The following is a 13,252-nucleotide window of genomic DNA, read 5'->3' on the forward strand; positions in this document are numbered from 1 at the left end:
GGGAGCGTGCCAGCGTCGAAGCGCTTCGACCGACCACGACCGGGCTCAGCCCGTCCGAGGGGTGTTCCACGTGAGTTCCGTGCCCGCGTCCGCAGCCGGCCTGCCCGACTTCCGCAATCCCACGCTGCCCCTGCGCAAGCGTGTCGACGACCTGCTCGACCGGCTCACGCTCGACGAACGGCTCGCGATGCTGCACCAGTACGCGCCAGCCGTCCCGCGCCTGGGCGTCGCCCCGTTCCGTACCGGCAGCGAGGGGCTGCACGGCGTCTCCTGGCTCGGCGTGGCGACGGTCTTCCCGCAGGCCGTCGGCCTCGGCGCCAGCTGGGACGAGGACCTGGTGCGCGAGGTCGCCGAGGCGGTCTCGACCGAGCTGCGGGCCTTCCACTACCACCGCCCGCCGGCGGTCGGCTCCCCCGAGCGCGGGGCCAACTCCCTCCAGGCCTGGGCCCCGGTGCTCAACCTGCTGCGCGACCCGCGCTGGGGGCGCAACGAGGAGGGCTACTCCGAGGACCCGGTGCACACCGCGCGGGTCGGCGAGGCGTTCTGCCGCGGCCTCGCCGGCGACCACCCGACCTACCTGCGGGCCGCCCCGGTGCTCAAGCACTTCCTCGCCTACAACAACGAGGACGACCGCTGCACCACCTCCTCCGGGCTGCGCCCGCGCGTCCTCCAGGAGTACGACCTCGCCGCCTTCCGCCCCGTCGTCGCCTCCGGCGCCGCTACCGGCGCGATGGCCGCCTACAACCTGGTCAACGGCCGCCCCTGCCACGTGAGTCCGCTGATCGAGGCGGAGCTGCGCCGCTGGGCGAAGCCGACCGGCCACGAGCTGTTCGTGGTCAGCGACGCCGAGGCCCCCTCCAACCTGGTCGACCCGGAGCACTACTTCGACGACCACGCCGAGTCCCACGCCGCCGCGCTCAAGGCCGGCATCGACAACTTCACCGACCACGGCGAGGACAGCGGGACTCCCGTCGGCCGACTGCGCGAGGCGCTGGAACGAGGCCTGGTCGACGAGGCCGACGTGGACCGCGCCGTCCGCCGTCAACTCGAAGTGCGCTTCCGCCTCGGCGAGTTCGACCCCGAGCTGGACCCCTACACGGGCATCGGCCCCGAAGTCGTCAACAGCCCTGAGCACCGCGCCCTGGCCCGGAGGGCCGCGGCCGGGTCGACCGTCCTGCTCAAGAACGACGGCCTGCTGCCGCTCGACCCGGCCAGCGCGCGCCGGATCGCCGTGATCGGCCCGCTCTCCGACACCCTCTTCGAGGACTGGTACAGCGGCACCCTGCCGTACCAGGTGGGCATCGCCACCGGACTGGCCGAGGCCCTCGGCGCCCACGGCGGCGAGGTCGTCACGGTGGAGGGCTCCGACCGCATCACCCTGCGCTCGCGCACCACCGGTGAACTGCTGGGCAAGTCCGCCTTCGACGTGACCGACTGGGGCGGCGGCTCCTCCACCCTGCGCTACGCCGACACCGGCCGCTACCTGAGCCTCCACGACGACGACGGCCTGGCCGCGGGCCAGGACGTCATCAAGAGCTGGTTCGTCAAGGAGACCTTCCGGATCGAACCGGACGGCCCCGACACCGTGCTGCTGCGCTCGGTGTTCAGCGGTCGCTACGCCGCCGTGGATCCGACCGACGGCCGGGTGGCCGTCACCGCCGAGAGCGCGGAGGACGCCGAACGCTGGCAGCGCGAGCTGGTCCGCGACGGCGCCGCCGAGGCCCGGGCGGCCGCCGCGACGGCGGACGTCGCCGTCGTCGTCCTCGGCAACCACCCGCTGATCAACGGCCGCGAGACCGAGGACCGCGCCGACATCGACCTGCCCGAGGGGCAGGAGGAACTGCTGCGCGCCGTCGCGGCCGTCCGCCCGGGCACCGCCCTGGTCGTGATGAGCAGCTACCCGTACGCCCTCGACTGGGCCGACGCGCACCTGCCCGCCGTGGTGTGGACCTCCCACGGCGGGCAGGAAACAGGGAACGCGCTCGCCGACGTCCTGCTCGGCGCGGCCGAGCCCGCCGGCCGCCTGGCGCAGACCTGGTACCGGGGCGACGACCCGCTGCCCGCCCCGCTCGACTACGACATCATCAAGGCCGGCTGGACGTACCAGTACCACCGCTCCGCCCCGCTCTACTCCTTCGGTCACGGGCTGTCCTACACCGACTTCACGTACCGCGACCTGCGGCTGTCGCAGCCGTCGATCGCCCGGGACGGCTCGGTCGAGGCCACCGTGACCCTGGAGAACAGCGGAACGCGGCCCGGCAGCGAGGTGGTACAGGTCTACGTCCGCGCCCTGGAGGCCCGCTACGAGGCGCCCCGGCTGCGCCTCGCCGACTTCCGCAAGGTCCGGCTGGAACCGGGCGAGAGCCGCGAGCTGGTCTTCGGGCTGTCGGCCGAGCAACTCGCCCACTGGTCCGTCGCCACCGGCGGCTTCACCGTCGAGCCCGGCGGCTACGAGGTGGTCGTCGCCCGCAGCGCCGACCACCCCGTGCTCACCGCGCCGCTCACCGTGACCGGGGCGCCCGCCGCACCGCGAGCGGGCGTCGAACACCGCATCCCGGCCGTCGACTTCGACGACTACGAGGACGTCACGATCGTCGACGCCACCCGCTCCGACGGCGATGCCGTCACACCCACCGATCCCGCGCAGCCCGCGTCGCTCCTCTTCCGCGAGGTCGACCTCTCCGGCGCCCGCACCATCGAGGTCGAGACCGCCCGGGAGGGCGTCGGCACCGGTGGGGCGCGGCTCGAAGTCCGGTCGGGCGACCGGGTGGTGGCCGAGATCGAGGTGCCCGTGACCGGCGACCGGTACGCCTGGACCAGCACCACCGCCGGACTCGCCGTCCCGCTCCACGGGGTGCACGACCTGAGGCTGACCCTGCACGGCGACTTCCGGCTCGCCGCCTTCCGCCTCGGCACGTCCGACTGACGTCTGCCGCCCCACGGACCGGCGGTCCGCCCACGGGGGGCGGACCGCCGCTCATCCTGCCCGGCTCACGCGGCTCACCCGGCCCACCGGCCGCGGGCCGCTCCCGCGGCCGCGTCCCGTCCGATCCCGCAGCCACCCACCGCCCGGAGGCGGCCCGCATGTCCCTGCTCACGCCCCACCACCTCACCTCGAACTCGCAGCACCCGGAGGAAGCCCCCGTGCCGCTCACCGACTTCGGAGCCGACGAACTCGGCGACTACCAGCCCGAGTCGACCATCCCGCAGGACTTCGACGAGTTCTGGCAGCGCACCCTCGCCGAGGCCCGCTCGCACGGCGGGGCGGTCAAGGCCGAACGCGTCACCGCGCAGCACGGGCTGCGCACCGTCGAGGTCGACCACGTACGGTTCCCCGGCTGGAACGGCGAACCGGTGGCGGCCTGGCTGCTGCGTCCGCGCGGCGCGGCGGGCCCGCTGCCGGTCGTCGTCACCTACATCGGCTACTCCGGCGGCCGGGGACTGCCCACCGAGCACCTGTTCTGGTCCGCCGCGGGCTACGCCCAGCTCGTCGTGGACAGCCGGGGACAGGGCCACGACACCCCGGACCCGGTCACGAGCGCCGGAACCCAGTGGGCCGAGGGCTTCATGACCCGCGGCATCGACTCGCGGGAGAACTACTACTACCGGCGGCTGATGACCGACTGCGTGCGCGCCGTGGACGCCGTCGGGGAACTGCCCGGTCTCGACACCGACCGGATCGTCGTGGCCGGGGGCAGCCAGGGCGGCGGACTGGCCCTCGCCGTCGCCGGGCTCACCGGGGACCGGGTGGCCGCGGTGATGCCCGACGTCCCGTTCCTGTGCCACTACCGCGAGGGCGCGCAGATCTCCCTGGACGGGCCGTACCAGGAACTCGTCAAGTACCTGCGCTGGCACAGCCGGCACCGAGTGCGGCCGACCTTCGCGACCCTCGACTACTTCGACGGCGTCAACTTCGCCCAGCGGGCCACCGCACCGGCCCTGTTCAGCGTCGGGCTGATGGACCCGGTCTGCCCGCCCCGGACGGTCTACGCGGCCTTCAACCACTACGCGGGCGAGGACCGCACCATGACCGTCTGGCCGTTCGCCGACCACGCCGGCGGCTGCGGCTCCAACCCGCCCGTCCAGCTGTCCTGGCTGCGCGAGCGCGGGCTGGCGCCGCAGCCGTGACCGTAGCGCCCGACCACCGAGCCACCCCGTGAGGCATGACGCATGAGCGAACGCAGTGAGCGAACCACCAGCCGGCGCGCGTGGGCGAGTGCCCCTGCCGAGCGAAGCGAGGCGGGAGCATGAGCACCTCGGCCTTCCCGGAACTGCCCCCCGGCTTCCGGTTCGGCGCCGGCACCGCCGCCTACCAGATCGAGGGCGCCCACGACGAGGACGGCCGGGGCCCGTCCATCTGGGACACCTTCAGCCACACCCCGGGCCGCACCCGCGGCGGGGCCACCGGCGACACCGCCTGTGACCACTACCACCGCTACCGCGAGGACCTCGCCCTGCTCCGCGGGCTCGGCGTCGACGGCTACCGCTTCTCGATCTCCTGGCCGCGACTGCTGCCGCGGGGGACCGGCGAGATCAACGCGAAGGGCCTGGACTTCTACGACCGGCTGATCGACGAGCTGCTGGCCGCCGGGATCGCGCCCGCCGCCACGCTCTACCACTGGGACCTGCCGCAGGCCCTGGAGGACCGCGGCGGCTGGCGGGTGCGGGACACGGCCGAGGCCTTCGCCGAGTACGCGAACGTCGCCGCCGACCGGTACGGGGACCGGGTCGAGCGCTGGACCACCCTCAACGAGCCGTTCTGCTCCGCCTTCGTCGGCTACGCCGAGGGCCGGCACGCGCCCGGCGCCCGCGAGGGCCGTGGCGCCCTGGCGGCCGCCCACCACCTGCTGGTCGGCCACGGCCTGGCCGTGCGGGAGCTGCGCGCCGCCGGTGCCCGCCAGGTGGGCATCACCCTCAACCTCGACCGCCTGCACGCTGCCTCCGACCGGCCCGAGGACCTCGCCGCGCTGCGCCGGGCCGAGGTGCTGCACAACGAGGTCTGGACCGAGCCGCTGTTCGCCGGACGCTACCCCGAGCACGAGGCCGAGACCTGGGAGGGCCTGGCCGACGGCCCCTGGCGCCGGCCGGGAGACCTGCGACTGATCGGGCCGCCGCTCGACTTCGTCGGCATCAACTTCTACCGGCCGATCACCGTCGAGGCCGCCCCGCACCGCGCGGAGGACCGCGAACTGCGCACCGCCGTGGACATCGGCGTCGCCGAACCGAATCCGTACGGCACCCGGCTCACCACCATGGGCTGGCCCGTCGTCCCGTCCGCGTTCACCGAACTGCTCCGCGACCTCGACGCCCGCTACCCGCGGCTCCCGCCGGTCTGGATCACCGAGAACGGCTCCGCCGAGGCCGACAGCGTCACCCCGGACGGCCTGGTCCACGACGGGGAACGGATCGACTACCTGGCCGGCCACCTCGCCGCCGTCGCCGACGCCGTCGCGGCCGGTGTCGACGTGCGCGGCTACTACGTCTGGTCCCTGCTGGACAACTTCGAGTGGGCCCGCGGCTACGAACAGCGCTTCGGCCTGGTCCGCGTCGACTTCGACACCCTGACCCGAACCCCCAAGGACAGCTACCACTGGTACCGGGGCCTGATCACCGCGCACCGTGCGCGGACGGAGGAATCTGCCCGATGAAGTTCACCGACGGCTACTGGCTGATGCGCCCGGGTGTCACCGCGCGCTACGCCACCGAGGTCGCCGACGTCCGCACCGGCGAGGACCGGATGACCCTCTACGCGCCCGTCAGACACGTGCGCGGCCGCGGTGACACGCTCAACAGCCCACTGCTGACCGTCGAGTGCTGGTCCCCGGCCGAGGGGGTGATCGGGGTGCGCGCCACCCACCACGCCGGCGCGGTGCGGCGCGGACCGGAGTTCGCACTGCCCGGAGCGGCCCGGGGCAGCGGAAAGGTGCGCCGGGACGGCGAGGTGGTGGAACTGGCCTCCGGCGAGCTGACGCTGCGGGTGGACACGTCCGAGCCCTGGCAACTGGAGTTCACCGCCGGCGGCCGCGTGCTCACCACGGTGGGCGAGCGCGGCACCGGTTTCGTCACCGACGCCGACGGCCGTCACCACATGCTCGGACAGCTCGCCCTCGGCGTCGGCGAACTGGTCTACGGCCTGGGCGAGCGGTTCACCCCGTTCGTCCGCAACGGCCAGGTGGTCGACGTCTGGCAGGCGGACGGCGGCACCAGCAGCGAACAGGCGTACAAGAACGTCCCGTTCCACCTGACCAACCGGGGCTACGGCGTCTTCGTCAACCACCCCGGCAAGGTCAGCTACGAGATCGGCTCCGAAGCCGTCGGCCAGGTGCAGTTCAGCGTCGAGGACCAGTCGCTGGAGTACTTCGTCGTCCACGGCCCCACCCCCAAGCAGGTCCTGGAGCGCTACACGGCGCTCACCGGCCGCCCCGCGCTCCCCCCGGCGTGGGCCCTCGGCCTGTGGCTGACCACGTCCTTCACCACCGACTACGACGAGGCCACCGTCAACCGCTTCGTCGGCGGGATGGCCGAGCGCGGCATCCCGCTCAGCGTCTTCCACCTGGACTGCTTCTGGATGCGCGAGTACCAGTGGTGCGACTTCGTGTGGGACCCGCACACCTTCCCGGACCCGGCCGGCATGCTGGCCCGGCTCAAGGAGCAGGGCCTGCGCATCTCCGCCTGGATCAACCCGTACATCGCGCAGAAGTCGGAGCTGTTCGACGAGGGCGTGCGGGAGGGCCACCTGGTGCGCCGCCCGGACGGCAGCGTCTGGCAGTGGGACCTCTGGCAGCCCGGCATGGCCCTGGTTGACTTCACCGACCCGGCCGCCCGAGCCTGGTACACCGACAAGCTGCGCGCCCTGCTGGACATCGGGGTGGACTGCTTCAAGACCGACTTCGGCGAGCGCATCCCCACCGACGTGGTCTGGCACGACGGCTCCGACCCGGAGCGGATGCACAACTACTACGCCCAGTTGTACAACCGGACGGTGTTCGAACTGCTCCGGGAGGTGAGGGGCGAGGGGGAGGCCCTGCTGTTCGCCCGCTCCGCCACGGCGGGCGGCCAGCAGTACCCGGTGCACTGGGGCGGCGACTGCGAATCGCACTTCAACGCCATGGCGGAGTCGCTGCGCGGCGGGCTGTCCCTCGGCCTGTCCGGCTTCGGCTTCTGGAGCCACGACATCGGCGGCTTCGAGGGCACCCCGACACCCGCGGTCTTCAAGCGCTGGACGCAGTTCGGTCTGCTCTCCTCGCACAGCCGGCTGCACGGCAGCAAGTCCTACCGGGTGCCGTGGGAGTTCGGAGAGGAGGCCGTCGAGGTCACCCGCGAGTTCACCCTCCTCAAGCACCGCCTCGCGCCCTACCTCCAGAGCGCGGCCCAGCAGGCGCACGCCACCGGCCTCCCGGTGATGCGCGCGATGGTGCTGGAGTTCCCGGACGACCCGGCCGCCGCCGCACTCGACCGGCAGTACCTGCTCGGCGACGACCTGCTCGTCGCCCCGGTCTTCACGGAGGACGGCACGGTCGAGTACTACGTGCCGGAGGGCGCCTGGACCAACTTCCTGACCGGCGACCAGGTCACCGGGCCGCGCTGGGTGCGCGAACAGCACGGCTTCCACACCCTGCCGCTGCTCGCCCGCCCCGACTCCGTCATCCCGCTCGGCGCGGACGACCAGCGCCCGGTCTCCGCCTGGGCGGAGGGCGTCGAACTGCGTGTCCACGCCTTCGCCGACGGCGCCGAGCGCACCGTCGTGATCCCGCGCTCCGACGGCCCCGGCGAGACCGCCCGCTTCCACGTGCGCCGCACCGGCGACCGCCTCCGGGTGGCCACCGACAGCCCGCACCCGTGGCAGCTGCGCACCGGCGGTCCGGACGGCGCCCTGCACGTCAGCCCGGCCGGCACCCTGGAGGCCGAGCTGCCCTACCGGGCCTGACGCCGGCCCCCGAAGGCGGGGCCCCGCGCCGCGTGGACGCCCGGGGTCCCGCCCTTCCCCCGGAGCCCGGAGCTGCCCGCGCAGAGCCGCACCGAACGCCACCTCATGCCCGCCGCACTCGACGCACTGCTGCGCGGCTCCGCCGGCGTGGGATGCCGCCTCGACCACGAGCTGACCGACGGCTGGTTCAACAGCGCCCACCGCGTCCTGCTGGACGACGGCCGCCCGTGGTCAGGCTCGCCCTGCTGCCCGGGGCGCCGGTGCTCCGGTTGTACCCACGACCACCAGAAGAACGGGGAACCACCTTGTCCTACAGCATCCGCGCGGGCGGTCTGGAACGGCACACCGCCGCGGAGTTCCTCCGCATCGAGCCCTGGGGGCCGGACGCCGTCCGGGTGCGGGCCTCCCCGGGGACCGTCGACCCCGCCGCCCCCGGCGCGCTGGAGGCCCCCTCGCCCAGCCCGCACGCCGAACCGTCCGTCTCGGACACCGGCTGCGCCCGCCTGGTCAACGGCCGGATCGCCGTCGAGGCCTCGGCGGACGGCCGACTGGGGTTCCGCCACGCCGCCTCGGGGCGCGAACTCCTCGCCGAGCGCAGTCCGCACGCGCACCACGCCGGCTCCCGCGTCCATGCGGCGGGCGGCCGGACCGAACAGTCCTTCGAGGCCTACGACGGTGAACGGCTGCACGGCCTGGGGCAGCACCTGCACGGTCGCCTGGACCAGAAGGGATGCGTGATCGACCTCGTCCAGGCCAACACCGTGGCCGCCGTCCCCTTCCTGCACTCCTCGCGCGGCTACGGACTGCTCTGGAACAACCCCGCCACGGGCCGCGTCGAACTGGGCGCCGACGCCACCCGGTGGACCGCCGACGCCGGCGGGCGCATCGACTACTGGATCACCGCCGGCGACACCCCGGCCCAGGTCCTGGACTCCTACACCCGGGCCACCGGGCGCCCGCCCCTGCTCCCCGAGTGGGCCTCCGGCTTCTGGCAGTCCCGGCTGCGCTACCGCACCCAGGACGAACTCCTTGCGGTGGCACGGGAGTACGGAGAACGCGGACTGCCGCTGTCCGTCATCGTCTGCGACTTCTTCCACTGGCCCAGGATGGGCGACTGGCGCTTCGAGGAGAGCGAGTGGCCCGATCCCGCCGCCATGGCCGAGGAGCTGTCGGACCTCGGGGTGAAGCTCGCCGTCTCGGTGTGGCCCACCGTCGAGCCCGGCAGTGACGCGTACGACGGGATGCGCTCGGCCGGGCACCTGGTACGGGACGCGGACGGCGGCCTGCTGACCTTCCCGTGGCCGTCCCGGTTCGGCGGGGACGCGCTGGTCCGCCCGATGGCGTACTACGACGCCACCCACCCCGGCGCCCGCGCCGCGCTGTGGCAGCGGCTGAACGACAACTACCGCTCGCCGGGCGTGGCGTGCTTCTGGCTGGACGCCTGCGAGCCCGACCTGCCCCCGGGACTCGCCGAGCGCGCCGTGTACGCGGCCGGGCCCGCAGCCGAGGCCGCGAACCTCTACCCGCTGGAGCACGTCCGGGGGGTGGCGGAGGGCCTGCGCGCGGCGGGCGAGGACCGGCCGCTGTCGCTGGTCCGCTCCGTGTGGGCGGGCAGTCAGCGGTACGGGGCCCTGCTGTGGTCCGGCGACATCCCCACCACCTTCGACTCGCTCGGGCGCCAGATCAGGGCCGGGCTGAACGTCGCGATGAGCGGCATCCCCTGGTGGAACACCGACATCGGCGGCTTCTTCGGCGGCGACCCGGACGACCCCGCCTACCGTGAACTGCTGGTCCGGTGGTTCCAGTACGGCACCTTCAGCCCCGTGATGCGGCTGCACGGGGACCGGGAGCCCAACCACCCCGCCTTCTCCACGGACATGACCGGCGGCCCGAACGAGGTCTGGTCGTACGGGGAGGAGGCGTACCGCATCCTGCGCGACCACCTGCTGCTGCGCGAGCGCCTGCGGCCGTACCTGGGGAGGCTGTCCGAGGACGCCCACCGCACCGGCGCCCCGCCGATGCGTCCGCTGTTCTTCGGCTTCCCCGGGGACGAGCGCGCCTGGGAGGTGGACGACCAGTTCCTGCTCGGCCCCGATCTGCTGGTGGCACCGGTGTACGAGGCGGGCGCCCGGGCCCGCCGGGTGTACCTGCCGTCCGGCGCCCGCTGGCTCGACCCGGTCACCGGACGCGTGCTGGAGGGAGGCAGCACCCTCGACGCGGACGCCCCGCTGGAACGCCTCCCGGTCTTCGTGCGGGAAGGGGCCGAGGTCGCGGACCTCTTCGGCTGACTCCCCGCACGACCGGCGCGACCGGCCGGTCGCGCCGGGTGGTTCGTGGGCGCGTCCGTCAGCGGAGCGGCGAGAGGACGAAGGAGAACTCCGCCCCTTCGGCCCGCAGCTGGTACCGGGGCAGCGGGCCCGGCCCGCAGGAGGCGGTGCCGATGCCGTGCAGGGCGTGGTCGAGGTTGACCCACACGGCGTCGCCGGGCGTGAGGTCGGTGAGGTGGGCCGCCGCGTCGAGCCGCTCGGTGGTCCAGCGGCGGGCGGTGAAGGAGAAGGCCGGGTCGCCCTCGATGCGCAGGCCGCCGATCTCCGCCCAGCGGACGTCGGCCCGTGCGCCGTTCTCCTGCGGGCGCACGTAGGGCGTCTGCAGCCCGTCGACCGTGGACTCGTAGCGGCCGAGTCTGGCGGAGGCCTTGGTGTCCGGGTACCCCTCGTGGGGGCCGGCGCCGAACCACCGCACCTCGTCCGCCGCGGCGAGCGCGAGCCGCACGCCGAGGCGGGGCAGCGGCACCGGCCATTCGCCGTCGGGCCGCACCGACACGGTCAGCCGCAGGCGGTCGCCGTCGCTCGTCCAGCGGTAGCCCGTGTCGAGGCCGAACCCCCGGGCGGCCGGGGCCACTCGGGTCCGTACGGTGAGCGCGTCCTCACCGAGTTCCACCGCGTCCAGCCGGTGCCGCATGCGGTGCAGACCGACGTCTCGCCACAGTGCGGCGGTGCGGGTGCCGGTCAGCCAGTCGGTTCCCTCGTCGTTGTCGGTGGGCGCCCGCCACACGTCCAGCCGCAGGCCGCTGACCTCGACGGCGCCGATGGCCTTGAGCGCACCGGTACGGGGGTCGAACCGGCCCGGGCCGAGGGTGATCGCGCCGTCGGCCGCGACGGGGCCGAAGGCGGGGAGGAGGACCGGCCGCGGCCGTTCGGCCACCGGGAACTGGCCCCACGCCACCTCGTGCCCCTCGGGGGCCCACGCGGTGTCGGCCGCCAGCACCGCCCGGACCGTCCACTGGGCCTCACCGGTCCCGTGGCCGGCGGGCGGCGGCGGCAGCTTCAACCCTGCCGATTCGGCGGGCGCGAGCTCCGGCACGAGCAGTGGGCCGGTCTCGACCGTTTCGCCGTCCACCTGGTACGACCACTCGAAGGCCAGTGCGGCGAGGTCGGCGAAGTCGTACCCGTTGGTGACCGTCACGGTGCCGTCGGTGCCGTCGCCGTGGATGCGGACGGGCTCGATGACCTTCTTGTACTCCAGCAGACCGGGGGAGGGCCTCCGGTCGGGGAAGAGCAGGCCGTCGCAGACGAAGTTGCCGTCGTGCAGTTCCTCGCCGTAGTCGCCGCCGTAGGCGTAGCCGAGCCGGGGGTGGGCGATGCCGTGGTCGATCCACTCCCAGACGAACCCGCCCTGCAGCCGGTCGTAGGTCTCGAACAGCCGCTGGTACTCGGCGAGCCCGCCGGGGCCGTTGCCCATGGCGTGGCCGTACTCGCAGAGGATGAAGGGGAGTCGGCGGCGCTTGTGGGTGCCGCCGTCGAGTTCCCGGCCGATCTGCTCGACCTCGGCGTGTCCGGCGTACATCCGTGAGTACACGTCGGTGTCGCGGCTGCTCGGGTCGCCCTCGTAGTGCACGAGGCGGGAGGGGTCGCGGTGGTGGATCCATTCGGCCATCGCGGTCAGGCCCCGTCCGGTGCCGGCCTCGTTGCCCAGCGACCAGATGACGACCGAGGGGTGGTTCTTGTCGCGTTCGACCGTACGGGCGGCCCGGTCGAGCAGGGCGGGTGTCCAGCGGTCGTCGTCGACGGGGTTGCCGCGCCAGTCCTGTTCGGTGAAGCCGTGGGTCTCCAGGTCGCACTCGTCGACGACCCACAGGCCGTACTCGTCGCACAGGTCGAGGAAGGCCGGGTGGGGCGGGTAGTGCGCGGTGCGGACGGCGTTGATGTTGTGCTGTTTCATCAGCAGGACGTCCCGGCGCATGGTCTCCGGGTCCAGGGCACGCCCCGTCTCGGGATGCCACTCGTGGCGGTTGACGCCCTTGAAGAGCACCGCCGTGCCGTTGACCTTGATCAGCCCGTCGGCCAGCTCCACGGTGCGGAAGCCGATCCGCAGGGGCACGCGCTCGCCGGCGGTGACCAGCTCGCCGTCGTACAGCGTCGGTACCTCGGCGGACCACGGCCGCACGGGCACCGTGACGGCGGCTCCCGTCGGGACGTCGATGCCCAGGGCCGGCACGGACACCCGCCCGGCGGTGTCGGACTCGACGCGGAGGGTGCCCTCACCCGTGCGGTGGTCGAAGGAGGCGTGCACGAAGAAGTCGCCCGCGCAGCCTTCCGGGCGGTGCCGCAGGGTGACATCGCGGAAGATGCCGGGGAGCCACCACTGGTCCTGGTCCTCCAGGTAGGAGCCCGCCGACCACTGGTGGACGCGTACCGCGAGCACGTTGCCGCTCGGCTTCAGCAGGTGGCCGACGGCGAACTCGTGCGGCAGGCGGGAGCCCTTGAACTCGCCGAGCCGGGTGCCGTTGAGCCAGACGCGGGCGCAGGACTCCACACCGTCGAAGCGCAGCACCGCGCCGCCGTCGGCCGGCCAGTCCTCGGGCAGGTCGAAGCGGTACAGGTGGTCGCCGGTCGGGTTCTCCGTCGGCACGCGCGGCGGGTCGACCGGGAAGGGGTACAGGTGGTTGGTGTACGCGGGCCGGCCGAAGGCGCCGTCGCCCTGAAGGACCCAGTGCCCGGGGACGGTCACCTGCGCCCAGTCGTCGGCGTCGAATCCGGGCGCGGCGAAGGACTCGTCCTGGGCGTCGGCGGTCGGGGAGACGCGCAGCAGCCAACTTCCGTTCAGTGACAGGCTCCTGGCGCTCGACGAGGCGTACCAGGCGCGGGGCGCCATGGCTCCGCGGCCCGGGGAGTGGTCTTCCAGGTAGTCGTTGGTCATCGCTTTGGCGCTCCCTGCGTGATCCGTGCTGACGGGCGAGGCGGACGGGCGGGTCGACAACGGACTGCTTCACCTCCTGGCGTGCCGGGGACCGAACCGCGGCACAGGGGCGGCCCCTCGGTACCA

At 73.6% G+C, this 13,252-nt stretch carries 6 protein-coding genes; 5 read left to right on the top strand and 1 reads right to left on the bottom strand.

Annotated features, from left to right (window positions below):
• The first annotated feature begins 70 nt into the window (after positions 1–70).
• The 5 genes from ACFV1W_RS30795 to ACFV1W_RS30815 all read left to right on the top strand — a co-directional run bounded on the left by ACFV1W_RS30795 (position 71) and on the right by ACFV1W_RS30815 (position 10,215).
• The gene (locus tag ACFV1W_RS30795) at positions 71–2,926 is read left to right on the top strand and encodes a glycoside hydrolase family 3 C-terminal domain-containing protein (RefSeq protein WP_380420546.1); all 2,856 of its coding nucleotides are present in this window, start codon (positions 71–73) and stop codon (positions 2,924–2,926) included.
• A 158-nt stretch (positions 2,927–3,084) separates the two neighbouring features.
• Positions 3,085–4,128 (top strand): acetylxylan esterase, encoded by a 1,044-nt coding sequence (locus ACFV1W_RS30800; RefSeq protein WP_380420547.1) that lies wholly within the window; start codon positions 3,085–3,087, stop codon positions 4,126–4,128.
• 119 nt (positions 4,129–4,247) lie between these two features.
• Positions 4,248–5,648 carry a GH1 family beta-glucosidase gene (locus ACFV1W_RS30805; protein WP_380420548.1) on the top strand — a complete coding sequence of 467 codons (1,401 nt, stop codon included), beginning with the start codon at positions 4,248–4,250 and terminating at the stop codon, positions 5,646–5,648.
• The gene (yicI, locus tag ACFV1W_RS30810; protein ID WP_380420549.1) at positions 5,645–7,927 is read left to right on the top strand and encodes an alpha-xylosidase; all 2,283 of its coding nucleotides are present in this window, start codon (positions 5,645–5,647) and stop codon (positions 7,925–7,927) included. Before ACFV1W_RS30805 ends, yicI begins: the two co-directional genes overlap by 4 nt.
• 305 nt (positions 7,928–8,232) lie before the next feature.
• Positions 8,233–10,215, top strand: coding sequence for a TIM-barrel domain-containing protein (locus tag ACFV1W_RS30815; RefSeq protein WP_380420550.1), 1,983 nt, complete (start codon positions 8,233–8,235; stop codon positions 10,213–10,215).
• Between the two features lie 58 nt (positions 10,216–10,273).
• On the opposite strand, the gene ACFV1W_RS30820 is transcribed toward ACFV1W_RS30815, so the two are convergent.
• Complete coding sequence (locus ACFV1W_RS30820; protein WP_380420551.1) at positions 10,274–13,126, bottom strand: glycoside hydrolase family 2 TIM barrel-domain containing protein; 2,853 nt, start codon at positions 13,124–13,126, stop codon at positions 10,274–10,276.
• Positions 13,127–13,252 lie beyond the last annotated feature (126 nt).

Origin of the sequence: Kitasatospora sp. NPDC059648 (assembly GCF_042734825.1) — a bacterium.
Classification (GTDB): Bacteria; Actinomycetota; Actinomycetes; order Streptomycetales; family Streptomycetaceae; genus Kitasatospora.